Source organism: Ramlibacter sp. AN1133, from assembly GCF_037890035.1.
Taxonomy (GTDB): domain Bacteria; phylum Pseudomonadota; class Gammaproteobacteria; order Burkholderiales; family Burkholderiaceae_C; genus Ramlibacter.
Map to the genome: position 1 here is coordinate 119,122 of NZ_JBBKTQ010000006.1, position 25,541 is coordinate 144,662.

At 70.7% G+C, this 25,541-nt stretch carries 29 protein-coding genes; 14 read left to right on the top strand and 15 right to left on the bottom strand.

Annotated features, from left to right (window positions below):
- Window positions 1-9: 9 nt before the first annotated feature.
- The 4 genes from WG923_RS10285 to WG923_RS10300 all read left to right on the top strand — a co-directional run bounded on the left by WG923_RS10285 (window position 10) and on the right by WG923_RS10300 (window position 4,207).
- Window positions 10-300 (top strand): c-type cytochrome, encoded by a 291-nt coding sequence (locus WG923_RS10285; RefSeq protein ID WP_340350860.1) that lies wholly within the window; start codon window positions 10-12, stop codon window positions 298-300.
- A complete protein-coding gene (locus WG923_RS10290; protein ID WP_340350861.1) occupies window positions 300-1,385 on the top strand; it encodes a ligand-binding sensor domain-containing protein in 1,086 nt (361 codons plus the stop codon). The genes WG923_RS10285 and WG923_RS10290 overlap by 1 nt, the downstream gene beginning before the upstream one ends.
- A 38-nt stretch (window positions 1,386-1,423) precedes the next feature.
- Entirely contained in the window at window positions 1,424-2,689 is a 1,266-nt protein-coding gene (locus WG923_RS10295) for a ligand-binding sensor domain-containing protein (protein ID WP_340350862.1), read from the top strand.
- 159 nt (window positions 2,690-2,848) lie between these two features.
- Window positions 2,849-4,207 carry a hypothetical protein gene (locus WG923_RS10300; protein WP_340350863.1) on the top strand — a complete coding sequence of 453 codons (1,359 nt, stop codon included), beginning with the start codon at window positions 2,849-2,851 and terminating at the stop codon, window positions 4,205-4,207.
- A gap of 211 nt (window positions 4,208-4,418) precedes the next feature.
- On the opposite strand, the gene WG923_RS10305 is transcribed toward WG923_RS10300, so the two are convergent.
- Genes WG923_RS10305 through WG923_RS10315 form a run of 3 tightly spaced genes read right to left on the bottom strand, consistent with a single transcriptional unit; the run spans window position 4,419 to window position 5,871 of the window.
- Window positions 4,419-5,069: a 3'-5' exonuclease gene (locus WG923_RS10305; RefSeq protein WP_340350864.1), complete on the bottom strand. Its 651-nt coding sequence runs from the start codon at window positions 5,067-5,069 to the stop codon at window positions 4,419-4,421.
- A complete protein-coding gene (locus WG923_RS10310) occupies window positions 5,066-5,392 on the bottom strand; it encodes a hypothetical protein (protein ID WP_340350865.1) in 327 nt (108 codons plus the stop codon). The genes WG923_RS10305 and WG923_RS10310 overlap by 4 nt, the downstream gene beginning before the upstream one ends.
- Window positions 5,393-5,448: 56 nt before the next feature.
- Window positions 5,449-5,871, bottom strand: coding sequence for a VanZ family protein (locus WG923_RS10315; RefSeq protein WP_340350866.1), 423 nt, complete (start codon window positions 5,869-5,871; stop codon window positions 5,449-5,451).
- A gap of 146 nt (window positions 5,872-6,017) precedes the next feature.
- Between WG923_RS10315 and WG923_RS10320 the strand changes: the two genes are divergently transcribed.
- The 5 genes from WG923_RS10320 (at window position 6,018) to WG923_RS10340 (ending at window position 10,207) form a co-directional block, all read left to right on the top strand.
- On the top strand, window positions 6,018-6,407 hold the full coding sequence (locus WG923_RS10320) for a TfoX/Sxy family protein (protein ID WP_340350867.1): 390 nt from the start codon (window positions 6,018-6,020) through the stop codon (window positions 6,405-6,407).
- A 76-nt stretch (window positions 6,408-6,483) separates the two neighbouring features.
- Entirely contained in the window at window positions 6,484-6,909 is a 426-nt protein-coding gene (locus WG923_RS10325) for a CopG family transcriptional regulator (protein ID WP_340350868.1), read from the top strand.
- A 19-nt stretch (window positions 6,910-6,928) separates the two neighbouring features.
- Entirely contained in the window at window positions 6,929-8,041 is a 1,113-nt protein-coding gene (locus WG923_RS10330; protein WP_340350869.1) for an extracellular catalytic domain type 1 short-chain-length polyhydroxyalkanoate depolymerase, read from the top strand.
- Between the two features lie 103 nt (window positions 8,042-8,144).
- Window positions 8,145-9,431: a M24 family metallopeptidase gene (locus tag WG923_RS10335; RefSeq protein ID WP_340350870.1), complete on the top strand. Its 1,287-nt coding sequence runs from the start codon at window positions 8,145-8,147 to the stop codon at window positions 9,429-9,431.
- A gap of 62 nt (window positions 9,432-9,493) precedes the next feature.
- A complete protein-coding gene (locus WG923_RS10340; protein WP_340350871.1) occupies window positions 9,494-10,207 on the top strand; it encodes an RNA pseudouridine synthase in 714 nt (237 codons plus the stop codon).
- A 4-nt stretch (window positions 10,208-10,211) separates the two neighbouring features.
- Here WG923_RS10340 and WG923_RS10345 read toward each other — a convergent pair whose 3' ends face one another.
- Window positions 10,212-10,460, bottom strand: a complete 249-nt coding sequence (locus tag WG923_RS10345) for a hypothetical protein (protein WP_340350872.1) — start codon at window positions 10,458-10,460, stop codon at window positions 10,212-10,214.
- 144 nt (window positions 10,461-10,604) lie between these two features.
- On the opposite strand from WG923_RS10345, the gene WG923_RS10350 reads away from it, so the two are divergent.
- Together WG923_RS10350 and WG923_RS10355 are read left to right on the top strand one after the other, a co-directional pair.
- Window positions 10,605-12,122 carry a protein adenylyltransferase SelO gene (locus tag WG923_RS10350; protein WP_340350873.1) on the top strand — a complete coding sequence of 506 codons (1,518 nt, stop codon included), beginning with the start codon at window positions 10,605-10,607 and terminating at the stop codon, window positions 12,120-12,122.
- A gap of 131 nt (window positions 12,123-12,253) precedes the next feature.
- Window positions 12,254-13,042 carry a L,D-transpeptidase gene (locus tag WG923_RS10355; protein WP_340350874.1) on the top strand — a complete coding sequence of 263 codons (789 nt, stop codon included), beginning with the start codon at window positions 12,254-12,256 and terminating at the stop codon, window positions 13,040-13,042.
- 19 nt (window positions 13,043-13,061) lie between these two features.
- On the opposite strand, the gene WG923_RS10360 is transcribed toward WG923_RS10355, so the two are convergent.
- The 3 genes from WG923_RS10360 to WG923_RS10370 are packed head-to-tail and all read right to left on the bottom strand — an operon-like array spanning window position 13,062 to window position 15,665.
- Window positions 13,062-13,421: a hypothetical protein gene (locus WG923_RS10360; RefSeq protein ID WP_340350875.1), complete on the bottom strand. Its 360-nt coding sequence runs from the start codon at window positions 13,419-13,421 to the stop codon at window positions 13,062-13,064.
- A 16-nt stretch (window positions 13,422-13,437) separates the two neighbouring features.
- A complete protein-coding gene (locus WG923_RS10365) occupies window positions 13,438-14,007 on the bottom strand; it encodes a hypothetical protein (protein ID WP_340350876.1) in 570 nt (189 codons plus the stop codon).
- Window positions 14,007-15,665: a hypothetical protein gene (locus WG923_RS10370; protein WP_340350877.1), complete on the bottom strand. Its 1,659-nt coding sequence runs from the start codon at window positions 15,663-15,665 to the stop codon at window positions 14,007-14,009. The genes WG923_RS10365 and WG923_RS10370 overlap by 1 nt, the downstream gene beginning before the upstream one ends.
- Window positions 15,666-15,866: 201 nt before the next feature.
- Here WG923_RS10370 and WG923_RS10375 point away from each other — a divergent pair, with 201 nt between their 5' ends.
- A complete protein-coding gene (locus WG923_RS10375) occupies window positions 15,867-16,871 on the top strand; it encodes a serine hydrolase domain-containing protein (RefSeq protein ID WP_340350878.1) in 1,005 nt (334 codons plus the stop codon).
- 107 nt (window positions 16,872-16,978) lie between these two features.
- Window positions 16,979-17,149 (top strand): hypothetical protein, encoded by a 171-nt coding sequence (locus WG923_RS10380; RefSeq protein ID WP_340350879.1) that lies wholly within the window; start codon window positions 16,979-16,981, stop codon window positions 17,147-17,149.
- A gap of 34 nt (window positions 17,150-17,183) precedes the next feature.
- On the opposite strand, the gene WG923_RS10385 is transcribed toward WG923_RS10380, so the two are convergent.
- The 7 genes from WG923_RS10385 to WG923_RS10415 all read right to left on the bottom strand — a co-directional run bounded on the left by WG923_RS10385 (window position 17,184) and on the right by WG923_RS10415 (window position 24,360).
- Window positions 17,184-17,897, bottom strand: a complete 714-nt coding sequence (locus WG923_RS10385) for an SOS response-associated peptidase (RefSeq protein ID WP_340350880.1) — start codon at window positions 17,895-17,897, stop codon at window positions 17,184-17,186.
- Between the two features lie 112 nt (window positions 17,898-18,009).
- Window positions 18,010-19,473 (bottom strand): serine hydrolase domain-containing protein, encoded by a 1,464-nt coding sequence (locus tag WG923_RS10390; RefSeq protein WP_340350881.1) that lies wholly within the window; start codon window positions 19,471-19,473, stop codon window positions 18,010-18,012.
- 279 nt (window positions 19,474-19,752) lie between these two features.
- Window positions 19,753-20,676, bottom strand: coding sequence for an SMP-30/gluconolactonase/LRE family protein (locus tag WG923_RS10395; RefSeq protein WP_340350882.1), 924 nt, complete (start codon window positions 20,674-20,676; stop codon window positions 19,753-19,755).
- A gap of 7 nt (window positions 20,677-20,683) precedes the next feature.
- The gene (locus tag WG923_RS10400) at window positions 20,684-21,661 is read right to left on the bottom strand and encodes a Bug family tripartite tricarboxylate transporter substrate binding protein (RefSeq protein ID WP_340350883.1); all 978 of its coding nucleotides are present in this window, start codon (window positions 21,659-21,661) and stop codon (window positions 20,684-20,686) included.
- 14 nt (window positions 21,662-21,675) lie between these two features.
- A complete protein-coding gene (locus WG923_RS10405) occupies window positions 21,676-22,611 on the bottom strand; it encodes an NAD(P)-dependent oxidoreductase (RefSeq protein ID WP_340350884.1) in 936 nt (311 codons plus the stop codon).
- On the bottom strand, window positions 22,608-23,288 hold the full coding sequence (locus WG923_RS10410) for an RraA family protein (protein WP_340350885.1): 681 nt from the start codon (window positions 23,286-23,288) through the stop codon (window positions 22,608-22,610). The genes WG923_RS10405 and WG923_RS10410 overlap by 4 nt, the downstream gene beginning before the upstream one ends.
- 103 nt (window positions 23,289-23,391) lie before the next feature.
- Window positions 23,392-24,360, bottom strand: coding sequence for a Bug family tripartite tricarboxylate transporter substrate binding protein (locus tag WG923_RS10415; RefSeq protein ID WP_340350886.1), 969 nt, complete (start codon window positions 24,358-24,360; stop codon window positions 23,392-23,394).
- A 103-nt stretch (window positions 24,361-24,463) separates the two neighbouring features.
- Here WG923_RS10415 and WG923_RS10420 point away from each other — a divergent pair, with 103 nt between their 5' ends.
- Window positions 24,464-25,225, top strand: a complete 762-nt coding sequence (locus tag WG923_RS10420; RefSeq protein ID WP_340350887.1) for an IclR family transcriptional regulator — start codon at window positions 24,464-24,466, stop codon at window positions 25,223-25,225.
- A 31-nt stretch (window positions 25,226-25,256) separates the two neighbouring features.
- Here WG923_RS10420 and WG923_RS10425 read toward each other — a convergent pair whose 3' ends face one another.
- Window positions 25,257-25,526: a DUF2164 domain-containing protein gene (locus WG923_RS10425; RefSeq protein ID WP_340350888.1), complete on the bottom strand. Its 270-nt coding sequence runs from the start codon at window positions 25,524-25,526 to the stop codon at window positions 25,257-25,259.
- Between the last annotated feature and the right edge of the window lie 15 nt (window positions 25,527-25,541).

Below are 25,541 nucleotides of genomic sequence, written 5' to 3' on the forward strand. Positions count from 1 at the left end.
CGAACGGGAATGGCCGCGGCAGCCGCCTTCCTGGCCCTGTGCGCAGGGCCCGCGGTCGCCGCCGACATCCACCGCGGCGCCACGCTCTACACGACCCACTGCGCGATCTGCCACGGCGCCAACGGCAGCCCCGTGATGCCGGGCGCGCCCGATTTCCGCCGGATGGAGACGCTGATGCGGCCCGACATGCAGATCCTGCCGGCGATCAAGAACGGCAAGGGCAGCATGCCCGGCTTTTTCGGCATCCTCCGGGACCAGGAAATCCTGGATGTGGTGGCCTACCTGAGGACCTTGAGCTGATGACAAGAACGATCTCCCGGCGCGCGGCGCTGTCCCTCGCGCTGCTGGCCGGCACGGCCGCCTTCGCGCAGCAACCCGCCGACAACGGCAAGGCCGCCGGCAAGGGCTGGCGCGTGCTCGACTCCTTCGAGGTGGGCGAAGGCGTCTACGTGCGCGCGCTCAAGCTGGAGGAAAAGCGCAACGTGATGTGGGTCGGCACCTCCTCGGGCGTGCACGAAGTCGACCTCAAGACCCTGAAGCCGGTCAGCACCTTCACCCGCAAGGAAGGCCTGGCCAACGAATACGTGTTCTCGGTCGGCGTGGACCATGCGGGCAACAAGTGGTTCGGCACCAATGCCGGCGGCGTCTCGCGCTACAAGGACGGCCAGTGGAAGACCTTCTTCCCGATGCACGGCCTGGCCGACTACTGGGTCTACTGCTTCGCCAACCAGAAGGACGGCACGCTGTGGATCGGCACCTGGGCCGGCACGAGCAAGGTCGATCCCAAGACCGGCAAGTTCACGACCTACGTGCGCGAACTGATCAACGAATGGGTCTACGGCCTCGGCGTCGACGCCAAGGACCGCGTGTGGTTCGGCACCGAAGGCGGCGTGTCGATGTTCGACGGCAAGACCTGGAAAAGCTGGACCCACAAGGACGGCCTGGGCGCGCCCAACACCGACCAGCTGCCCTTCTCCACCAACACGGGCCTGGGTACGCGCTCGCGCCACGACCTCGCGACCATGAACGAGGGCAAGCCGACCTACAACCCGAACTACACGTTCTCGATCCACGTCGATCCGCAGGACAACGTGTGGGCCGGCACCTGGGGCGGCGGCGTCGCGAAGTTCGACGGCAAGAAGTGGACGAACATGAATTCGAAGGACGGCCTGGCGGGCAACATCGTCTATTCGATCGCGCAGACCAGGGACGGCACCATGTGGTTCGGCACGAACCGCGGCGTCTCGCGCTGGGATGGCAGGAACTGGCAGAACTTCGGCCGCAAGGAAGGCCTGCTGGAAGAGAACGTTTACGCGCTCGCCGTGACTCCGTCCGGCGAGGTCTGGGCCGGCACCCGCAAGGGCGTTGCCCGCATCGGCCGCTAGGCCCCGACCCACAGAACACAGACAGATCAGGAGCTCCCATGCAGTTCGGACACAAGACGATCGCGGTGCTGGTCATCGCCCTGGGCGGCGTGATCGCCGGCGCGTACACCCTCGGCCGCAGCGCCGGCAACCCGGGCACGGCCCAGACGGCCCCCGCCGGCGCCAAGGCCATGGGCGGTGCGCCGGAGGGCACGCCCGCCGGCAACATCCAGGCGCCCGCGGGCCATCCGCCGGTGGCCGAAGGCGGTGCCCCGCCGACGGAGGGCAAGGTCCAGATCGACCCGGCCGCGAAGTTCGTGCACTTCCGCGTCGGCAACCGCAACGTCAAGGACATCCTCACCGAGGACAACGTGGTGTGGGTCGGCACTTCCGGCGGCGTGATCCGCTACGACACCAAGACCGACCAGTACAAGCTGTTCGACACGCGCGCGGGCCTGCTGTCCAACGGCGTGTTCCACATCAGCCGCCTGGACGGCAAGCTGGCCGTGGGCACCTACGGCGGCGGCCTGTCGCTGCTGGACGAGAAGACCGGCAAGTGGGAGACCTTCAACATCCCCGACGGCCTGGGCGACGCCTTCGTCTACGACGTGCTCAAGGCCAAGAACGGCGACGTCTGGATCGCGACCTGGTCGGGCGTGAACCGCATCAAGGGGGGCAACCTGAAGGACCGCTCGAAGTGGGAACTGCACACCGTCGCCTCCACCAAGGGCGGCCTGCCCAACGACTGGGTGTACGGCCTGGCCGAAGGCAAGGACGGCATCGTGTGGCTGGCCACCGAAGGCGGCCTGGCGCGCTGGGTGGACGGCAAGTGGGACAACTGGAACCATGCCAAGGGCCAGGGCGCGCCCTACGAGCTGGTGAAGGACGACCTCGCCTTCAAGAACGATCCCTCCAAGGTCTCCAGCCACCACGCCCGCCAGAAGCAGGAAATGGGTCTGCAGGGCATCGACACCGCCTACAACCCGAACTACATCGTCTCGCTGGTGGCGGCCAAGGACGGCACGGTGTGGGCCGGCACCTGGGGCGGCGGCCTCGCCCACTTCGACGGCAAGCAGTTCCGCAACTACACGGTCAAGGACGGCTTGCCGGGCAACCACGTGTTCATGCTGCACCAGTCGAAGGACGGTGACCTGTACATCGGCACCAATGCCGGCGTGACCAAGTTCAAGGACGACAAGTTCAGCGCTCCCCTGACCACCGCCGACGGCCTGTTCTCCAACGCGGTGTTCTCGATGGACACCGGCGCGGACGGCAGCCTGTGGGTCGGCAGCTTCGGCGGCGTGGCGCACATCGGCAAGAAATAGGACGAGGAGAGGTCGTCGCGGGCAGCGCTCGAACGCTGCCCTTCAGAGTGGGAACGCCCGGCCTGTCCGGGCGTTTTCCATGGCGTTGCAGTCCGGCACGCGGCCGCCTGCTTGATGCGGCGCAAGGAGGGCGGCCGGGGCGGCCGGACAATCCTGCGCATGCCAGGACCCCGCGTCTTGCTGGCGTCGATGGCCGCGCTCGCGGTCCTGGCCGGGTGCGCCACGCCGCCCCGGCCCGGGACCGCGGTGCCGTTCGAGCCGGTCGGCGCCGCGCCTGCCGCCGACGCCGGCAGCGTGCTGGTGCTGCTGCGCCTGCACCAGACCCTGCATGGCGTGGCCGCCGCGCAGCCCAAGGCCCTTTCGACCTGGATCGCGAACGTCGACCGGGCGGAGGCCCTGCACCGCATCGACAGCGATCCCCTGGCCCCCGCGCTGGCCGCGCAAGGCTGGAGGGCCTGGCGCCTGGCACCGGGCGCGTACCACTTCGTGGTCGCGGGCTATGCGGGCCAGGGCGTGCCGCCGCGCATCCTCCTGGACCGCTACCGGTTCCAGGTGAACGCGTCCGCGCCGGCGCTCTCGCTCGGGTCCCTGTCCTATGCCTGCGAGCCGGCCTGGTGGTTCGAGGCGCTATGTCCCGAGGCGGCGACCGTGGCCGACGAACTGCCGGCGGCCGGACTCGTCCTGGCCGCATCGGGCGGGCACGGGATCGCGCGGGGCAGCCTCGCGAGAAGCCCGCCGCTTCCCCGGCTGGCCGCGTCGGAAACGCTGTTGATGGCGGGCGACGCGCCGGCGGTACGCAGCGTCCACGACTTCCTCGCCCAGGCGCGGGCCGAACGGGTGGTTCCCGTTGCGGTGGGAGCGCAGATGCTGGTCGCCCTGGCCCCCCTGGGACCCCTGGCGGTCGTCGTGGCGCTGCCCGCCACCGCCTTCGCCGGCGCCACGGTGGCGATCCATGGCAAGCACCTGGAGGACAAGGCGCAGTGCCTGCAGCGCATCTGGGACCAGCGCGCGGACACCGTCGCGCGCGACAGCCTGGCCGCCGCGCTGCGGCGCATGGCCGGTGGATCGGAGAGCGCACCGGCTGGCGCGCCGCAGCCACTCGTCGCGGCGGAGGCCGCCGTGCGTTATCGCCACCTCCTCGCCCTGGACGTGCAGCGCCTGGCCGTCGCTTCCTGCCACCCGTCGCAACCCTGGCTGCCGGATCCGCGCGGCAAGCGCTTCTGCCTGGAGGCCGCCGTGCGGGCCCGCGTCTACGCGACGCTCGCGCGGGAGCCGCTGGGCGACGAGGTCTTCGCGGTGGTCCCGGAGCATCGCGTCGGTTACGAGTTCGAGCCGAGCGGGTGGCCGATCCCGCCCGCGTATTCGTACGAAACGCTTCTGTCGAACCGGCGGGCGGTGGGGCGCAGCTACGACGACTATTGCGGCGCCGGCGGCTTCGAGCGCGTCGAGGCCGACCTGCGCGCCCTGTTCGATGCGATGGTGCCCGAGCTGCTGGCCCGGTACGGCATCGTTCGCTGACAGGGCCGAGGCGCAAAAAGTAAGGCCCCGGAGGTCCGGGGCCCGAAGCATCGAGAGATTCAAAATTGCAGGAGATTGAACCCGAGGAGTCGACGCGGAGCGAAGGTTAACTGTCGAAACCCGGCCAGGGGAGAGACAGTTCCAACTGCTTACAGCTGCGGCACCGGCGCGTCACCGGCTTCGGCACCTTGGTCGTACCCAGGCAGGCCGCTCAGTGTTGTTTCAACTCGACAGTATTGGCCGGCAAGCCATCGAACCAGCCCTGGATCGCCTTGGGCAGGGCCTTGCGCGGGCAGCGCTGCAGCTTCACCAGCAATTCGTGCGGCGCATCTTCCACGGCATAGTGCCGCTGCAGGTCGGTGCGGATGCGCGCCAGCAGCGCCGCGGCGACCTCGGCGTCGGCCAGCGCGCGGTGGGCCCGCCCTGCCGGCGGCAGCGCGTGAAAGGCCGCCAGCGCGCCGAGACGGTAGCTGCCGGCCTGCGGATACAGCCGGCGCGACAGCAGCATGGTGCACGCGAAGGGAGGATCGCTGCGCGCGTCCGCGCCCAGCCGGGCGAGCTCCGCGGCCCAGAAGCGCTGGTCGAAGGACGCGTTGTGGGCCACCAGAGGCAGGCCCTGCACGAAGCACGCCGCCTCCGCCATGACGTCCGCCGCCGGCGGCGCGGCGCGCACCATCTCGTTGCTGATCCCGGTGTACTGCTCGATGAAGGGCGGGATGCGCACGCCCGCGTTCATCAGCGACTGGAAGCGGCCGACGACCTCGGTCCCCTGCAGCAGCACGATGGCGATCTCCGTCGCCCGGTCGCCGAGCGCGGGGGACAGGCCGGTCGTCTCGAAGTCGATGACGGCGACGGGTTTCAACGCGCACCGCCCCGCGGCATGCCGCGCCTGGCGGCCTGCTCCGCCAGCACCGTCAGCGCCATGCCGGCCAGCACCAGCGCCGCGGCGATGGAATAGCCGACGGGCCCCTCCGGCACGATCCACGTGGGGTATTGCGGATACGCCTCGGCGAGGGTGCGCACGGCCGGCTGCCCGGCCGCGGCCCGTTCGGTATTGACGGCGACCAGCCCCGACCGCGCGAACACCGCGCCCACGATCAGGATGCTGCCGGCAAGGAAGATGGCCTTGCCCAGGATGAGGGCGAGCCGGGGATGGCGGTCGATGCGGGAACGCAGCCAGTGCATCGCGCGACTCTAGCGCACCGGGCCGTGTTCCCCGGCGCGACGCGGGCCGGCCACGGTCAATGGTCGGAGTTGCCGGCGTTCCACTGGGTGGAGGCCTGGTAGTCCTCCGGCAGGCTGCTGCTGCCCCACGCATAGGTCAGCACCCAGGCGATGCCGAAGCCCGCGAGACCGCCCAGCGACTCCAGGATGGCGTGGGACACGGCCGCTTGCCGGCCAGGCACCCAGATCTGCACGAATTCGACTACCACGGCGACCGTGACCACCGCGATCGCGACGTTGCGCGCGCGGGCCTTCGGCCAGCTGAAACGCGCCAGGAACCCGAGCGCACCGAAGGACAGCAGGTGGCTCACCTCCAGGCCCGGCGCCACCGTGTCGAGGAAGTCCACCGCGTTCCCGAGCCAGCCGAACCGCTTGAACAGGTCCTCCACGACCGCATAAGGCACGACGAGGGTGGCGATCACCATCGCCAACGCGGACAACAGGAGGATCCGAAGCGCGGACTTGCGACTCACAGGCATCACGCATCATAAGGCCAGCTCGACCGCAATCCCCCATTTGGAGGTCAGCCTGGACCAAGGATGGCGCGCCGGCGCGCTCCCGTGCGGCGCCGCACCTACACTGGCGCATGGCTGCCCAGGCGGGATTCGCGACTTACTGCGCCGAGTTGCTCGCGCCGCTGGGCGAGGTCCGCTGCCGGCGCATGTTCGGCGGCTGGGGCCTGTACGTGGACGACGTCTTCGTCGCGATCATTGCCGGCGAAACCCTGTACCTCAAGGTGGACGAGGAAACCCGGGCGAGCTTCCAGGCCGCCGGCTGCAGCCCCTTCGAATACACCGCGCGCGGCAGGCGGCAGGCCCTGGGCTTCCTTACCGTGCCGCCGGAAGCGATGGATTCGCCGCGCCTGATGCAGCCGTGGGCGAGGCTCGCGCTGGACGCAGCGCTGCGCGCGCGGGCCAGGACCGCGCCCTCGACCCGCCAGCGGACGCCGCCAGGCCGACGCTCCACGCAAGAGTGAGCGCGGGACCTGCGGCGCTCGGCGCGGCGACGCGATCCTCCAAGCACCATCCAAGTGGATGGTGTACGATGCACCCATGCCCCGCCCCAGCACGAAGTCCGCCACCCCGGCCGCCAAGCCGCAGGAAGAGAAGATCACCATCAACCTCGGCTGCGTCGACCTCGGCCAGATCGACCTGCTGGTGCAGGAAGGCTTCTACGCCAACCGCACCGATGTCATCCGCACCGCGATCCGCAACCAGCTCGCGCTGCACGGCGAAGCCGTGCGGCAGGCCGCCGCGCGCAAGACGCTGTCGCTCGGCGTGCTCCACCTGAGCAAGGCCGACCTCCAGGCCCTCGAGGCGGCGGGCAAGACGATCGAGGTGCGCGTGCTGGGCCTCGCGACCATCGATCCCGCCGTCACGCCCGAACTGGCGCTGGCGACCATCTCCTCCCTCCATGTCCTGGGTGCGCTGCACGCCAGCCCCGCCGTCAAGGCGGCCCTCGCCCGACGCAGCCACTGAGCTGCCCCAGAAGGAACGCATGCACCCCGAATTCGAACGCCTCATGAACGACGCCACCGCACTGGTGCGCTCGGGCGACCTGCGCGCCGCCACCGCGGCGATCCAGGCCGCCCTGAATGGAAAGACCGCAACGGCCGCAGCCGCACCGGGCATGCCGCCGGGCGCGGGCGACATCGTCATCGACGTGCAGGCGCGCGAGGTCGACGCTCCTGCGACGCCGCAGGAAAAGCTCGACGGACCCGGGTTCGAGCCGCAGCCGCAGCAGCAGTCGCAACCGCAACCGCAACCGCAGCCCGCCGATTCGTTCATCGCCGGCGAGTTCTCCGACGGCCGCATGCAGCGCCAGTACAAGCTCTATGTCCCGCCCCAGGCCGGTGACCGCCCCCTGCCGCTGGTGGTGATGCTGCATGGCTGCACGCAGGACCCCGACGACTTCGCCCGGGGCACGCGGATGAACGAGGCCGCGCGCGCGCAAGGCTTCTTCGTGCTCTATCCGGCGCAGTCGCAGCAGGCCAATCCGCAACGCTGCTGGAACTGGTTCAAGCACAGCCACCAGCAGCGCGGACGCGGCGAGCCGGCGCTGCTCGCGGCGATGACGCGCGACGTGATCGCACGCCATGGCATCGACCCGCGGCGCGTGTACGTGGCCGGCCTGTCCGCGGGGGGCGCCATGGCCGCGATCCTCGGCGAAACCTATCCGGACGTCTTCGCGGCCGTGGGCGTGCACTCCGGGCTGGCCGCGGGCTCGGCCAAGGACCTGCCTTCGGCGCTGGCCGCGATGCGCTCCGGCGCCGCTGCCGCGAACAGCACACCGGGCGCGCCCACGATCGTCTTCCACGGCGACGCCGACGCCACCGTGCACCCCGCCAACGGCGAGCACGTGATCACCGGCAGCGTCGGCGGTGCGCGCAGCGAACCGGAAGTGGACCGCCAGCGCGCCGGGAGCGGCCGGGGCTACACCCGGCGCGTGCACCGCTCGCCCGAGGGCCAGGCACTGGCCGAGCACTGGGTCGTGCACGGCAGCGGCCACGCCTGGTCGGGCGGCAGCCACCAGGGATCGTTCACGGATCCGGGCGGGCCGGACGCCACGGGACAAATGCTCCGCTTCTTCCTGCAGCATTCGCGCCGCTGAAGCGGGGCTGGAGCGGCGCTGACCCGAAAGGCTTACGCAAACAGCTCTTCCTTCCTCGGGCCGCGAGGCCTAGCATGGAGCCCGCAGCAAGGGGAGCAGAACAATGCATTCCATGTGGCCCGAGGAAGCCGGCGACGAGTTCGCGCGCCGGCGCGCCGCCGTGCAGCAAAGCCTGCATGCGCTGGGCGTGCGAAGGCTGGTCCTCACCTCGCAGGACGCGATCTACTACCTCACCGGCGCCACCTGCGAGCCCCTGGAGCGGCCGGTGTTCCTGTTCGTCGATGCCGAGTGGCCCGACTACCGGCTGCTGGTGCCGCTGCTGGAACGCACGCACCTGCACAAGGCCTGGGGCGTCAAGCCTGCCGGCATCCACGTGTACCGCGAATACCCCGCGCCCGCCGGCGAAGGCTGGGCGGACCGCGTGGCGCCCCTGCTCGATGCGCGCTTCCTGTTCGAGCCCGGCGCCCCGTTCGAGATCGCGGAACTGTTCGTGCGCTCGCGCGGCAAGGCCGCCGACGTGCTGGGGCCGATCCGCCGCGTCAAGACGCGCTGGGAAATCGAGCGCATCCGCTGCGCCGCCAAATATGCGGACTGGGCGCTGATGAAGCTGCTGGACGCCTGCTACTACGGTGCGACGGTGGCGGAAGCGTTCGCGGCCACCGGCGGGCTGCAGCGCAAGATGCTGCGGGAAGTGCCCGACCTCGACCCGCTGGCGACGAAATCGATCGTCGCGCCCTGGCCCGCGCCGCTGTCCTCCGAGCCGCATTCGGTGCCGGGCGCGCGCATGAAGCTCGAACGCGGGCCGCACGTGGCGCTGGCGCTCACGCGCGTGAACGGCTACGCGGCCGAATGCGAACGCACGTTCTTCACCGCCGCGCCGTCCTCCGAGGAACGCGAACGGTTCGAGCTGATGCGCTCGGCACGCGAGGTGGCGCTGCACCTCGCGCGCCCCGGCGCTTCCTGCCACGACATCGATGCCGCGGTGAACCACTTCCTCGCCGAGAAGGGCTGGGCGCCCGCCTTGCGCCTGCACCGCGCCGGGCACGGGTTCGGCCTGGGCAACCACGAGCCGCCGTGGATCGCCGAAGGCAGCACCGACGTGCTCGAAGCGGACATGGTGGTCTCCATCGAGCCGGGGCTGTACCAGACCGGCGTCGGCGGCTACCGGCACTCCGACACCTTCCTGGTCACGCCGCACGGCCTGCAGCGCCTGACGCACGCGCCGGACTCGCTCGCCGACCTCACCTTGTCCCGCCAGTCCCTCCGGCACCGCGTGCGGGCCGTGTTCGTCAGGAGGGCCCTGGGCATGCACGCGGGGCTCGTGCGCGGCGTGCACGTGGAGACGCGCGCCTCGGCGGCGCCGGCAGCCGACGCGCCCGCGCCAAGGTAAGGCGCTACGCCCCGCGGCTATGATGGGATTCCAGTGCAGCCCCTCGTAGCGCCCTCCCCCGCATGACCGAAGAACCGAAGCGCCTGTCCAAGGCGGTCGCGGCCCTCGTGCCCTGCTCGCGGCGCGAAGCGGAGCAGTACATCACCGAAGGCCGGGTCCGCGTCGACGGCAAGGTGGTCGAGGAGCCGCAGTTCCGCGTGGCCGACGAGAAGATCGAGATCGACGCGCGCGCGAACCTGCAGCCGCCCACGCCCGCCACGTTCCTGCTGCACAAGCCGGCCGGAATGGACGGCGCGCAAGCGCAGGCCTCGCTGGGCACCGCGACGCACTGGTCGGGCGACGCCTCGGGCGTGCGCCGCGCCAGGAGCCACGGCGTCGGCCTCGTCGTGCTGCTGCCGCTGCCCACGCCGGCCGAGGGCCTGTGCGTCTTCAGCCAGGACGGCAGGATCCAGCGCAAGCTGCGCGAGGACGCGCACCTCATCGAGCAGGAACTGGTGGCGGAAGTGAGCGGCGCGATCGCGCCGGGCGGCCTGCCGCGCCTGTGCCACGGCCTGGTGTTCGAAGGCCGCGCCCTGCCGCCGGCGCGCGTGAGCTGGCAGAGCGAGGCCCGCCTGCGCTTCGCGGTGAAGGGCATCTCGCCCGAGATCGTGCCGTGGATGTGCGCGCAGGTCGGCCTGAAGCTCACCGCGCTCAAGCGCATCCGCATCGGCCGGGTGCCGATGGCGGGCCTTCCGCCCGGCCAGTGGCGCTACCTCGCGCCCGGCGAGCGCTTCTGACGCCTCACTTCGAGGGCGTCCCCATCTTTCCCTGCAGCACCTTCACCAGGTGCTGCTTCGCCTCGGCGAGCTGCGCCTTGTCGGCGTCGTGCACCTTGCGGAAGAACGCCGCGCACTCCGGGGAGTTGGCGGCCTCGGCATCCTTGATGTACTGGTCGTAGGCCATCAGGGCCTGCGCCTTGTTCTGGACCAGGGTGATCCAGTCGTACGCGAGATCGCTCAGCGGATGCGTGTCGGAAGACTTTTCCTGCATGGCCTGCCTTTCCTTGAAGGGATGGAACAGGCAGGATAGGGCAAGGCGCCCGCGCGCGGTGGCAGCCGGGCATCGGCGCATGCCGCAGGGCGACCGTCGACTTTTGCTCACAATGCAGGACGCGCTTGTCGCCACACTCGCACCATGCACCCTTCCGGCTCCCCCCTGTTCCGCTTCGACAACAGCTACGCCCGCGACCTGCCGGGCCTCTACGTGCCGTGGAAGCCGGCCGAGGTTCCCTCGCCGCGCCTGCTGTTCCTGAACGCCCCGCTCGCCGAAGAGCTCGGACTCGACCCGGCTGCCTTGCGCAGCGACGCGGGCGCGGCCATCTTCGCCGGCAACACCGTGCCCGATGGCGCCGAGCCGCTGGCGCAGGCCTACGCGGGCCACCAGTTCGGCGGCTTCTCCCCGCAACTGGGCGATGGCCGTGCCTTGCTGCTGGGCGAAGTCGTCGACCGGCAGGGCCAGCGGCGCGACATCGCCTTCAAGGGCTCGGGCCGCACGCCGTTCTCGCGCGGCGGCGACGGCAAGGCGGCCGTGGGGCCCATGCTGCGCGAAGTGCTGATCGGCGAAGCCATGCATGCGCTGGGCATCCCGACCACGCGCGCGCTGGCCGTGGCGAGCACCGGCGAACCCGTGGTCCGCGAAAAGCTGCTGCCCGGCGCGGTACTCGCCCGCGTGGCGGCGAGCCACCTGCGCGTGGGCACCTTCCAGTTCTTCGCGGCGCGCGGCGAGCAGGCCAAGCTGCGGCAGCTGGCCGACTACGCGATCGCCCGCCACGACCCCGACCTGGCGGGGGCGCCGGGCCGCTACCTCGCCTTGCTGCAGCGGGTGGCGCAGCGCCAGGCGGCGCTGGTGGCGCAGTGGATGAACGTCGGCTTCATCCATGGCGTGATGAACACCGACAACATGACGATCTCCGGCGAGACCATCGACTACGGACCGTGCGCCTTCATGGAAGCCTACGACCCGCGGGCGGTCTTCAGCTCCATCGACCACCAGGGACGCTACGCCTACGGCAACCAGCCGCTGATCGCGCGCTGGAACCTGGCGCGGTTCGCGGAGACCTTGTTGCCGCTGGTGGTGGAAGACGAGGGCGAAGCCGCTGCCGAACGCGTGGTGGCCGAAGCCACCGCGGTGATCGACGCCTTCCCCGGGCTGTTCGAGGCCGCGCTGCTGCGCGGCCAGCGCGCCAAGCTCGGCCTGGCCGATGCGCCCGGCGAGGAGGACGCGGCCGATGCGGCTCTGGCGAACGACTGGCTGGTCCTGCTGCACGCGAACGGCGTGGACTTCACCCTGGGCTGGCGCCGGCTGGCCGACGCCGCCGCGGGCGACGAGCGCCCCCTGCAGGCGCTGATCGCGGACACGCCGGCGCTGCAACAGTGGCTGGCGCGCTGGCGGGCACGGTGCGCGAGCGAGGCGCCGCTGGCGCCGGAGCAGCGCGCGCAGCGCATGCGCGGCGTCAACCCGTGGATCATTCCGCGCAACCACCGCGTCGAGGAAGCGCTGGCCGCCGCCTCGGAAAGCGATGACCTCGCACCCTTCGAACGCCTGCTGTCCGCGCTCCGGGATCCGTACGAGGAGAAGCCGGAGCACGAGCCGTATGCGCAGCCCGCGCCGGCGGCGGTGACGGCCTGCTACCAGACCTTCTGCGGCACCTGAAGGCACGGGCCGGACGAGCCCGTGCGAGGCGCTGTCCTACCCCGAGGCACTGCACCCGGGAGGCCTGCGCGCGCGGCGCAGCGCCTAAGCTGCCACGGTCGGCCTGTTGCCGGGCCAGCCATGAAGAGAAGATGAACGTCCGTCCCCACCATCCCCCAGTCCTCCGCGCCGCGGTGGCCGCCGCGCTGGTCGCGCTCGCCGCATCGCCGCTGGCGGCGCTTCCCGCGCGGGCGCAGGCGTCGCACGAAACGCCTGTGCCGGCGAGCACGGCGCCGGCGGCGCAACCCGGTCGACTGCCGAATTTCGGCGGTCGCACCGTCTCCGACGGCGTGCGGGAGGTGGCCAACTGGGCCTTCTTCACCCGCGACAACCAGGGCCGCGCCGTCGTGGTCCTGGACAAGAAGGAAGCCACCGTCTATGCCTTCGACCCGCACGGCAAGCTCGTCGCAACCGCGCCGGCACTGCTGGGCCTGACCATCGGCGACGACACCCCGCCCGGCGTCGGCGAAAAGCCGCTGTCGGACATACCGGAGCACGAGCGGACCACCCCCGCCGGCCGCTTCGTCGCGCAACCGGGAGAAGACGACACCGGCGTGGACGTCGTCTGGCTCGACTACGGCGCGGCGGTCGCCATGCACCGCGTGATCACGACCTTTCCGGCGCAGCGCCGGCCGGAGCGGCTCGCCTCCCCCGACCCGAAGGTGCGGCGCATTTCCTACGGCTGCATCAACCTGCCGGTGAACTTCTACGAGCAGGTGCTGAGTCCGACGGTGCGCAAGATCGGGGCGGTGGTCTACGTCCTGCCCGAGACGCGCCCGCCACGCGAGGTGTTCGGCTCCTGGGACGTCACCGATCCCGCGGCGCGCCCGCCCGCCACCACGTCGGCGCGCGCCGGCACCATCGCCACGCCTTCACCCTGAGGCCGGGGCGCGCAAGCGCTCAGGCCGTCACCTTCTTCCAGGCGTCGGTCAACTGGATCACGGCCTCCAGGATGGCTTCCGCCCGCCTGGCCCGCGCGATCTTCCGGCCGAGGCGCGTGGCGAGGTCCAGCGACCTGTCCACCAGTTCCTGCGACGGAGGATTCACGCCCGGCTGGTAGCTGGCCTTGGCCACGGTGTGGGCGGCGTCCAGGTCCGCGATCTGCTCCGTCATCTGCAACAGGGCGAACTGCGCCCGGCTCTGTTCGGTTTCGTCGAGGCTCAGGTCGCCGCTCATGTCCTGCAGTCGCGCTTCCGCGTCCAGCAGGGCGCCGCGCGCCTGCAGGTAATTCGTGACGTAGTCGTCCGGGGCCGTCGCCATCAGCATGCTCCTGTCGTCAGGGATTGGCCTTTTCCGCGGCGGCAGCCGCGGCCTCGGCCTCGTCGATCTTCTTCCTGTTGGCTTCCACCGACTCCCTGATGGTCTTCACGAAAGCCCTGGTTTCGGCAAGGCGCTCGCCCGGCGAGAGTTCCACACCCATCTGCGCGACGGCCTTCTGCGCCGCGAGGAGCTTGTCGCTGCTGGAAGGCAGCGGCACGAGCAGCGCCTCGAGCTCGGTGTCGAGACGCCTGGCGGCGCCCGCCGTGTCCATGTCGACCTCCGCAGTGACGGTCGTCACGGCCACCAGCCGCGACTGCAGCTTCGCGACGCCCGTGTCGCCGTTCGCCGCCCGCGCGGCTTGCGCGATCCGGCCCTGGCCGGCAACCAGCTGGATGTTGGCTTCCTGGCGGGCGATGGAGCGCAAGCGCGCGTCGGCAGCAACGGCCTGCACGCGGTTGAACTCCTTCAGCTCCAGTTCCAGCTGGCCGGCCAGTCCTGCCGTGTGCCGGGCCTGCTCCAGCACCACCGACGGTGTGGCGCAGGCAGCCAGGAGCGGCGCCGCGCAAAGGGTGAGGACCAGTTTCATCAGTTCACTCCCGCCCCGATCCACAGGAGGGTCAGGCTGTTGATCAAGGCCGTGACCCGCTCTGCCCGGATCCCCGAGCTCCCGAAGTCGGCCAGCTGCCCGACACCGCTCGTGATGAGTGCCTGCCACTGCGCCACGTTGGCCTCTGCCGCGGCGAGGGCGCGTTCGTGCTCGAGGGCGCGCACGCGGGTGTCGGTCTTGCGGATCTCCGCGTGGATCCGGCTTTCCGCGTCCAGGTACAGCGCCGCGGCGCGCAGCAGCGTGTTCTGCCCGTTGCGCAGCGCGCGGTACTGCACCCGCGCGGCGAGTTCCTCGGGCTTGGGCGGCGTGCCGAGTTTGGGCTCCGCGACTTCGCCCAGTGCGGCGTCGAGGGTGAGCGGATGAAAGCGCTTGTCGCCGGCGTCGAAACCGCCCATCGCGTTCAGGAACTGGCTGGCCTGCCTGGCCTGCAGGGCCAGCTTCTCCTGCCGGTTCGCGGCCCTGGCTTCCAGTGCCGCCACCTCGCGCGAGGCGGCATCGAACTTGATCTTCTCCAGGTCCTTCTGCAGGACGAGCGCGGCGAGGCCGGGCGTCTTCGCGTTCGCCAGCGCCTGCCTGGTGCTGTCCACGAAATCCGCCAGCAGGAGGAGCGCCACGGCGGACTTGCTCGTTCCTTCCGGGGGCGCCTTGCCCGGCTCGCTCCCGGCCAGCGCCGCCAGGAAGCGATCGATGGAGTCCTGCCGCTGCTCGGAGAGGAACTTCTGCGAGAACGCGTCGCTGGCCTGGTTCAGCGCGTCGACGGCCTTCTTCGCATCTGCGACCGCATCGAGGAGTTTCTGTCGTGCCTCGGGCTGGCCGCTGCGCGCGATTTCGTCCGCTGCCTGCTGGTGGGCAGCGAGGGCGACCTTGTACGCATTGCGCGCATTCAGCGTCCTGCTGCGCTCGGACTCCAGCGCCGATGTCGTCGCGCGAAGCTCCAGGACCGTGCCCGCGATGTCGCCGCCGACCTGCACCTGGGAGGTGGCCGATCGATCGGCGCTGGCGCACACCGTGCGCGCGGCGCCCAGCGCCTGCCTGACCACGCTGCCGCGGTGGCCCCCGTTGTCGACCGCCTTCCTCAGGGGCTCCAGCGCGGCGCGGTCCTCGTCGACGATGTCGCTGCAAGGCGGCATCTCCAGGGCGACGTCCGAGAATTCCTGGGCGACGTCCTGCACCTTGCGCTGCGCGATCCGTTCCTTGCGCCATGCGTCGGTCCAGGCTTGCGCAAGCGCCGGGGAGCCAGCCAGCTTCGTGAGCGCCGTCTGCGTGGGTTGGACGAGGTCGGCCTCGACGGTGCCGCCCACCGCCATGCCGCGGGAGAGCACTTCGCGGCGGGCGGACGCGAGCTTGTCGACGACCTCCAGCTCGCGCTGGACGAGCACCGCCTGCCTGTCCCGCGCGGCCTGGATCTGGCCCTTGACGTCCACCTCGGACCAGGCCGCCCTGGCCGCCTGGCCCTGCCTGTCGCGGATCTCGCTGTGAAAGGGGATCGTGCCGCAGCCACCGAGCGCGGCCAGCAGCACCGCGGTCACGAGCGGCCGGACGCCCCTGCGCGCGGCCGCACTCGCGGTCGAAGATCGCGGGGCGAGGTCCGGCCGGGTGCGGATGGCGGCAGGACGGTCAGGAAGGTTGGAAGGCATCGCGTCGGTGCTTGTTGTCGGTTCGCCCGCAAGCGGGCATGCAGAGTTGGGCTTATAGGCTCGTGGCCGCGGGCCTTCATCCCCCAAGGAAGGGAGTGGGGTTCCCGGCAACCTTCCCGCGCCAGGTCCCGTCGCTGCGACGCCGATGCAGACTGCAGGCAAACTGGCGCATCCGTTTTCGCGAGCCGCCGAGCCCCGCCCATGCAAGCCCTGCAAGACATCCTGCGCGATCCGCTGGTCCTCGCGGGAATCCCCGGCCTGTCCCTGGCCGCCCTGCACCACGGCGAACTCGCCTGTGTGCATGCCATGGGCATCCGCGGCAGCCACGACAGCGCGCCGGTCGATGCCCACACGGTGTTCGAGGCGGCTTCGCTCACCAAGCCCGTGGTGTCGTTGATCGCCCTGCAACTCGTCGACGAGGAGCGCCTGGACCTCGATGCGCCCCTGCATACGATCGGCGGCGACTATGTGCACGGCGATGCGCGCGCGCAGGCGATCACCGCGCGGCATGTGCTCACGCACACCAGCGGCCTGCCGAACATCGTGAGCGACGAGACGCCCCTCAAGACCTACTTTCCGCCGGGAGCGCGGTTCAACTACGGCAGCAGCGCCTTCGCCTGGCTGCAGCGCGCGATGGAGATCCGGACCGGCCGGGCGCTGGAGGATCTCGCCTGCGAACGCGTCTTCACGGTCTTCGGCATGCCCGACTCCAGCCTCCGGTGGGAGCAGCGCTTCGAGACGAACCACGCGCAGGGGCACGACCTGGAGGGCCGGCCCCTGGCCAAGCGGCGTCCCGCCTGCGCGGCCGCTTCCTGGTCCTTGCTCACGACCGCAACGGACTACGCGCGCTTCGTGCAGGCCGTGCTGCAAGGCCAGGGCCTTTCGCCGGCAATGCACGCTTGCTGGCTCACCCCGGCGGTCCAGGCGCGCGAGGGCGTCGACGAGGTGCTGAACGCGGATGCGGCGCTGCAGGAAGACGTCGCCTGGGGACTCGGATGGGGGATCGAGCCCGCGCAGGACTGCTTCTTCCACTGGGGCAACATCCCCGGCTTCCGGTCGTTCGTGATGGCCGACCGCCGCACGGGCGACGCGGTGGTGTGGTTCGCCAATTCCGATCACGGGCTGCGGCTGGCGCACCGCATCCTGCCCGTCACCGTGCCAGGGCACCCTCGTTCGCTGGAGTGGCTGCAGGTCGGGCCGCCTTGAGTGCCGATTGCGCGCGTCGGCCGCCGAGAGTGGATACTCGGTGCATCACCGGCGCGTTCCAGGGAGCGCGCCTGCCGGCACGTTCCACCACGGAGAGTCGAGACCGCATGAAGCGCCCATGGGAGAAGCACCTGAGCCTGGCCATCGTGCTGTCGGCCGTCGCGTTCGCGCTGTGGCAGTTCTGGAACGTGATGGCCGGTGCCGCCGTCGCGGCCGTGGCCGTGTTCGTGGCACTGCGCCCGCTGTTCCGCAAGGACCGCAACCTGCCCAACGAGTAGGCAGGAACCGTGAGCCCGCGGGGAGCGCACCAGGCTAGAAGAGCCCGCCCTGCTCCGGTGGGCGCGGGCGCGTCGTGCGCACGCTGCTCGCCGGCGGCGCGCGGGGCGGCAGGGGCGCCGCTTCCGCCTGCAGTTCTCCCGTCCAGGCCTGGAAGAACCTGGGGGCCTCCTTCACCGGACAGGCCAGCCACGCGTCGTAATCCTCGGGCGCCAGGATGATCGGCATGCGCTTCTCGTCGCCCGGGCGGTGGAAGCGCCGGTAGAACGGATGCTCGTCGGCGTTGACGGTGAGCATCGCGAACGAGAACAGCTCGTGGCCCGCGGGATGCCTCCACTTCGTGTAGATGCCGGCGATGCCCATGGGCACGGCCCCGGGCTGGTAGATCGCCCAGCGCTGCCCCTTGGCCGCGTCGTGCGCGTAGAAGGGCTCGTAGATGACTTCCGCCGGGACGATGCAGCGCCAGCCGTTGCGCCAGCTGTCCCGGAAGCTCGGCAACTGGTGCACCGTTTCGCTGCGCGCGTTGTACGTGCGGCGCCCGAAGGCCAGCTCCTTCGCGAAGGCGGGCAGCAGGCCGAAGACGCCGTCCTGCACGATGCGGCGGTGGCCCGAGCCCTCCTCCGCCAGCCGGATGAACGGCGCCAGCCCCGTGGGCCAGGTGTCCACCGACGCGTCGTCCCGCTCGCGCTCCACGCCGAAGAAGCTCAGGAGCCGGTCCTTGCGCGTGACCGGTTGGTAATTGCTGCACACGGGGGGATTATCCCGGGCGCCTGCTGTCTCGGGGGCCGGACGCGGCATCGCGTGCCGGGCTCGGGCATCGACAGCCGGAGTCGCAGCGTTCCGCTGCGCGGGGAGCGAAGCTCTACTCGGCCGCCGCCCGCCGCGCCTTCACCACGCTGCGCACGCCGCGCTCATTGGTGCGCGCGATTTCCAGGTCGTCGCCGTCGAACTTCAGCACGTAGCGAACGGAGGTCCCCTCCTCGGGCCAGCGCTGTTCCACGTGCAGCGTGCGGGCGTCCTGCCAAGCCGCGCGCGTGAAGATCGGCGTGCCGCCGTCGTCCCCCTCCGCGAATTCGCCGGCGAGGCCCACCGGGGCGACGAGGTCGCGCGAACGCATCAGCATGCGGTACATCGGCGGCGCCACGGTGAAGTCGAAGCCGATCTCACGCACGCCCATCGGGTTGTCGTCGAGACGGTAGGCGGCCCGCAGGGCGCTCGCCTTGGTGTCGCCAGCGATGCCCGGGGGCGGCGCCACCGCGGCGAGCCGGATCTTCTCCCGCAGCGCGGCCTGTGCCAGCGGGTCCTCCGGCAGGGCCTCGGCGGAGCGCGCGGCGCGCCGGACGTGCGCGATCATGTCCTCCAGCGGATAGTTGGCGCGGCCGGTCATCGCGGCCACGACCTGCAGGTCCGGCAGCACCAGCACCACCTGGCGGTTGAAGCCCACCATCATGGTGGCGCCCCGCTGCGGAACGCTCCACCAGAAATCGGCGTAGCGCAGGCCCGGAATGCGCATGTCGACGCCGGCGGCGAACGCGCGGTCCGTCCATGCGCGCGGGACGACCTGGCGGCCGTTCCAGGCGCCGTGCTGCAAGTACAGCTGCCCGAGGCGTGCCATGTCCCGCGTCTGCAGGTACAGGCCGTACCCGCCGATCGCCACGCCCTGCGGATCCTTGCGCCAGCGCAAGTCGGTGATGCCCAGGGGTTCGAACAGCACCTTGCGCGCATAGGCCTCCGTCGGCATGCCGGTGCGCCGCGCCAACGCGATGGACAGCAGGTGCGGATTGCCGCTGTTGTAGTCGAACGAGGCGCCCGGGCTTTGCGCGATCGCCCGCGCAAGGATGAAATCCTCCCAGTTGCGGCTGCGCTCCATTTCCACCGCGGTCAGCGGGATGGCATCGGAGAGCGGTTCGGTCCAGGCGATGCCCGACGTCATGTCCAGCAGGTGCTGCAGCGTGATCTCTTTCCATCGCGGGTCGGTGGCGTTCGCTGCGCGCGGAAACAGCTCCGCGAGCGATGCGCTCGGCGGCGGCATCTCGCCGCGCGCGATGGCGATGCCGGTGAGCATCCCGATCACTGCCTTGGTCGCCGAGTTGACCCGGTGCTTCATCGGCGCTCGATACGGCGCGTAGTAGGCCTCGGCGACCAGCCGCCCGTTGCGCACGACGACCAGGCTGTCCATGCTCACCTTGCCGCCGTAGTCCACCAGCGCCGCGAGAGCCGCCGAGTCCATCCCCTGCGATTCGGGGGTCGCCAGCGGCCAGTCCTGGGCGCGAGCGGCGGTGAACCCTGCGATCAGCAGGAGCAGAACGAGTACGCGTCGGTGCATCCGGGTCTCCTCGAGTGGCCCCCATGGTACTGGCGAGGGCCCGAAAGGAAAGGTTCCTCACCGGTGGACGTCGCGCCGCCCGGGCCGGACCAGCCCGTGTCTGTGTCCGTCACAGCGACTGTCCCCCGGCGCGGATGAGGACCGTGGCTCGTGCGGGCGCCGCGCCCGCGCCTCCTCCTTGATGTCGCTGAGCCGGACACAGACACGGACTGGTCCTGCAGCGTGCCGACCGCAACGGAGTGGCTTCGGTCGGCACGGTCGCCGACGCTCGATGCGAGCTCACTGAGGGACGGTGCGCAGCGCCTGGCCCGCCACTTCCATGCGGGCCACGAGGATGGTCCCGTGGGTCGAATCGGTGCAATACAGCGTCCTGCGGTCCGCGCCGCCGAAGGCGAGATTCGTCACCGAGGCACCCCGCGGGCCGCGCAGCACCACCTCGGGCTCGGCGAAACGGTTCAACACCCACACGTAGCCGAGGCCCGGATTGGCGACGAGCAAGTTGCCGGCTTCGTCCATCGCCAGCCCGTCCGGGCCGCTGGGCCCGTAGGACGTGAAGAACTGGCCGGCCTTGGACACGCTTCCGTCGGGCAGCAATGGCATGCGCCAGACGCAGTTGCCCCGCGTCGCGGCCACGAACAGGAAGCGCTCGTCGTTGGCCAGCACGATCCCGTTGGGGCTCGGCACGTTGGACAGCAGCAGGTCCAGCCGGCCATCGGGCGCGAGGCGGTAGACGCGGCCGGTCGGGTCGTGCAGCCCGGTCTGGCCCTGGTCGGTGAAGAACAGGTTGCCGCGCGAATCGAAGACGAGGTCGTTCACGCCCTTGAAGCGCTCGCTGTTGCGCCGCTCCAGGAACGGACGCACCGCGCCGCTGCGGATGTCCACCGCCACCAGGCCGTTCTTGTAGTCCGTCACCAGCAGTTCGGTGGCGGACAGGAACTTCATTCCGTTGGGCTCGCCGCCCCACTGCGCCACCAGCGTCCACTGGCCGGCAGGGTCGATGCGGAAGATGCGGCCGAAGGGGATGTCGGTGACGTACAGGTTGCCGGCGGCATCGAACACCGGCCCCTCCAGGAAGGAGTCCGCCAGGCGGCCGCCCTGGTTCACGTCGGCCCAGTGGCTGCGCACGCCCGTCCGGCGAAACTCCGCCGGCATGGCCGTGAACACCTCGAGCTCGCGGACGACGGGCGGCTGCAGCAGGATCATGGCGGGCTTACTGGCGTTCGAAACCGGTGTGGGATGCCACTTTGCCCCAGGCCTCGGTGCTCTCCTTGAGCATCTTCCCGAAGGCCTCGGCGCCGACCTGGCGCGGCTCCGCACCCATGCCTTCGGCGAACGCCTTCATGTCGGGCGTGGCCATCGCCGCGGCGATCTCCTTCTGCAGGCGCCCGGTGACGGCCGCGGGCGTGCCCTTGGGCGCCCACAGGCCCGTCCAGTTCAGCACGCCGCCCCAGGGCACACCGGCTTCGCGGAAGGTCGGAACCTCGGGCAGGGCCTGCAGGCGCTTGTCGCCGCTGACGGCGAGCAGCCGCATCTTGCCGCCCCGCACGTTGCCCATCAGGCCGGTCGTGGAGGCGATCTGGAAATCGATGGTGCTGGACAGCACCGCCTGCGTCGCCTCCGCCGCGCCCTTGAAGGGCACGTGCATGAGATTGACGCCCGCGGCGATGCCCAGCGCCTCGCTGGCGAAATGCGGCGTCGTGCCGGGCCCGCCGGAGCCGTAGGTGACCCGGTTCGGCTGCGCCTTCGCATCGGCCACCAGGTCCTTGAGCGACTTGAAGCGGGACTGCGCATTCACGGCGAGCGCCATCGGCGCGAACACGTAGGCCGCCACGGGGACCAGGTCCTTGTCGTGGTCGAAGGGCAGCTTCCTGAAGATGTGCGGCAGCAGCGAGTAGGTCGTGTCGTTGGCCATCAGCGTGTAGCCGTCGGCTTCGGCCTTGGCCACCTGCTGCGCGCCGATGGTGCCGGTGGCCCCGGCGCGGTTCTCGACGAAGAAGGTCTGGCCGGTCTGCTCGGTCAGCTTCTGCGCCATCTTGCGCGTCACCACGTCCACCGCGCCGCCGGGCGCGTAGGGCACGATGATGCGCACCGGGTGCGAAGGGTAGGTGTCGGCGGCGAGTGCCGCCAGCGGCGCGCAGGCGCCGGCCAGGCAAAGGAGCGCCACGCGGCGCGTGAGGATTCGGTTCATGTCGGTCTCCGGTGTCAGGCGGCCTGGGCGGCGGCGTGCAGCACGGCCAGCACGTTCTTCGCTGCACCCACGCCCATGTTCACGTACGCATCGCCGGTCACGCCGCCGATGTGCGGGCTCAGGATGAAGTTGGGCTGGCCTTGGAACGGGTGCGGGGCCGTCATCGGCTCCACCGCGAAGCTGTCCAGGCCGGCGCACGCCACCTGGCCCGAACGCACGGCCTCCAGCAGCGCGGCTTCGTCGACCAGCCCGCCGCGGGCGGTGTTCACCACGATCACGCCGCGCTTGCAGGCCGCCAGCGTCGGCGCGTCGAGCATCGCGCGGTTCTCCGGCGTGAGCGGGCAGTGCAGCGAAATCGCGTCCGACTCGCGCCAGAGCGTCGCCAGGTCCACGCGGCGGATGAAGTCGGGCAGGTCCCGCGCGAACGGATCGAAGCCGATCACCTTCATCCCCATCGCATCGCACATGCGCGCGAAGCGCTGGCCGATGGCACCGAGGCCGACGAGGCCGATCGTGCGGCCGTGCAGCTCCACGCTCTTGTGGGTGGCCTTGTCCCAGTGGCCGGCGTGCATGCGGCCATCGAGCTGGACGACGGACTTGGCACAGGCGAGCAGCAGCGCCAGCGCCTGTTCGGCGACCGCCGCGGCATTGGCGCCCACGGCGGCGCGCACCTCGATGCCGCGGGCCTTGGCGGCGTCCTTGTCGATGGTGTCGGTGCCGCTGCCGTGCTTGGAGATCACGCGCAGCGAAGGCGCAGCGTCCATCACGCCAGCGCCGACCTTGCCGTAGCGCACGATGATGGCCACGGGGTCGTGCCGGCGGCACAGCGCGACGAGGTCCGGCTCGGTCGGCGTCTTGCCGGCGTAGACGACGTCGAAGTCCTCCAGCAGCGCGAGCGCCTGGGGCGCGAGGTCCGCGCCCGTGACCAGGATGGCGCGACGCTGGCTCACAGCGACTCCCCCTCCTTCAGGACGCCGGCGGCGCGCAGCGCCGGCAGCAGCCAGGAAGCGCTGGTGTTGCCCTTCCTGATCTGCGCGATGCGCGTGGATTCGTCCTCCACCTTCCTGCGCGCCAGGGGCAGCAGGGCTTCGACGCGCTCGCGCTCGCCGATGAAGACGCCGTCCGCATCCGCCAGCACGAGGTCGCCCGAGCGCACCGTCACGCCGCCGCAGGTGATGGCATGGCCGATGCGGCCCGGCACGTTCTTGGTGGGGCCGTTCGGGTTGGTGCCGACGGAGAACACGGGGAAATCCATCTCGTCGATCTCGAGGCTGTCGCGCACCGCACCGTCGATGACCACGCCGGCGATGCCCAGCTGCTTGCAGGCCGTCATCATGATGGTGCCCATCAGGGCAGCCGTCTGGTCGCCCTTGCCGTCGATGACCAGCACGTCGCCGGGTTTGGCGAGCGCCATCGCCGCATGGATCATCAGGTTGTCGCCCGGGCGCACTTCCACCGTCAACGCGGGGCCGGCCAGCTTCATGCGCGGACGCAGCGCGGCGATGCGGCCGTGCAGCGCGCCGCGGCGGCCGTTCACGTCGGCCAGGATGGCGGCCTGGAATTCGGCAGCCTGGCGCACCAGGTCGGAGGAGACGCGCTCGAAGTCGCGCAGGATGTCGGTGGTCATGCAGATCTTTCGGGTGAAGGGGCTCCCCACCCGCGCGCTGCGCGGGCCTGAGCCTGGAGGGTGGTGGGTGCCCGCGATGCCGCGGGCCGCGCGCTGGCGCCGCTCAGTCGATCCTGGCGCCGGATTCCTTGACGATCTTTCCCCAGCGGGCGATGTCGTCGCGGATCAGCCGGGCGAACTGGTCGGGCGTGCTGCCGGCGACGTCGGCGCCCTGGTCGCCCAGCTTCTTCGCGAGCTCGGGGTCCTGGATCGCCTTGTTGATGTCGGCGTTGAGCTTCGCGACGACCTCCTTCGGGAGGTTGGCCGGGCCCAGCACGCCGAACCAGGTGACCGCCTCGAAGCCCTTGTAGCCGGACTCGGCGATCGTGGGCACCTGCGGCAGGTCGTCCACCCGCCTGGCCGACGTCACGGCGATCGGGCGCATCTTGCCGCTCTTGATGTGGCCGATCAGCGTGGGGATCGAGGAGACATACAGCTGCACCTGGCCGCTGATCACGTCCGTGACGCCCTGCGAAGCGCCCTTGTACGGGATGTGCGTGAGCTTGATGCCGGCGACCTTCTGGAAGGATTCGGCCGCGAGGTGGGCGACGGTGCCGTTGCCGGAGCTGGCGTAGTTGATGCTGCCCGGATTCGCGCGCGAGGCGGCCACCACGTCGGCCAGCGTCTTGTAGGGCGACTGCGCGCTCGCCACGATCACCAGCGGCGCGCTGGCCACCAGGCTGATCGGCGTCAGGTCCTTCAGCGGATCGTACGGAAGCTTGGAGTACAGCGTGGGGTTGATGGCCAGGTTGCTCGTCTGGCCCATCACCAGGGTGTAGCCGTCGGCCGGCGCCTTCGCCGCGGCATCCACGCCGAGGTTGCCGCCGGAGCCCGGCTTGTTGTCCACCACGAAGGTGTAGCCCGCGTGGCCGACCTTGTTGGCCAGCTCGCGCGTGATGATGTCCGTGCCGCCGCCGGCGGGGAAGGGAACGACCAGGCGGACCGGCCGCGCGGGCCAGCCCTGCGCGAAGGCCGCGACGGTGACGAGGGAGGCGGCCGCGATCAAGAGGGCCGCGCGACGGGAAGCATGCATCGATTTGTCTCCGGGAATGAGGGGCTCCAGGGCCCGTGGGAGAACTGTAGATTCGAGTTGCACCACGTACAATACCGTTTCACACAGTGGACCATGGTGCGGCATGCGCAACGCGAAGGACAAGGTACAAGCCGAGGCGGATTCCGAAGGCGGGGTCGTCGCCGTCACGCGCGCGCTCTCCCTGATGGAGGCGTTCGGTGTCGGGGAGGCATCGCTGTCGCTGGCGGAACTGAGCCGCCGTGCCGGCGTGCACAAGACGACCGCCCTGCGGCTGGCCCGCACCCTCGCGCTGTCGCAGTACATGGTGCAGACCGAAGACGGCCAGTGGCGCCTGGGGCCGGCCGCCGGCTGGCTGGGTGCGCGCTACCAGGCCGGCTTCGACGTCAACAACGTGGTCGAGCCCGCGCTGCACCAGCTGGTGAAGGAGACCGGCGAGAGTGCCTCGTTCTACGTGCGCGAAGGGGACATCCGCTCGTGCGTCGCGCGCGTGGAAGGCCCGCAGTCGGTGCGGCACAACGTGCGCATCGGCGAGCGCCTGCCCCTGGACCGGGGCGCGCCGGGGCGCGTCATCCTGGCGTTCAGCGGCGCTGCGGGCGCGCCCTACGAAACCATCCGCGAGCGCGGCTTCCACATCTCGCTGGGCGAGCGCGAGCCGGAGGTCGCCAGCGTGGCGGCGCCGGTGTTCGGCCTGAACTGGCGGCTGCTCGGATCCATGTGCATCTCGGGGCCGAGCTCGCGGCTGACCAGGACCAAGCTGGAGAAGCACGCCAAGGCCGTGATCCGTGCGGCCAACCAACTGTCGTACGCGCTCGCGGGCAGCCGGTCACCGGCGACGCCGGCGGCCGTGTCGCGCTGGCATCCCTGACGTTCGCCTCCCCCGACCGGGCCCCGCCCGGTCAGCGGCGCTTGCCGCCCTTGTCGAACTTCTTCCAGTACGCGAATTCGTCCTCGTGCACCTCGAGGTCGATTTCCTCCACGCGCAGCCGCAGGCGCTCCTGCACATCGCGCACCGCCTGGTTGTAGATCGCCGGAGCTATCTCCTCCAGGAAGAAGCCCAGCAGCCCGCCAGCCGCGACGTTGCCGATCTTCTCCTCCATGTTCTGGAGGAAGTAGCGCTCGATGGAGGCGACGGCCTGCTGCCGCACGTCCTTGGGAAGTTCGATCATTCCGCCATTCTCGGC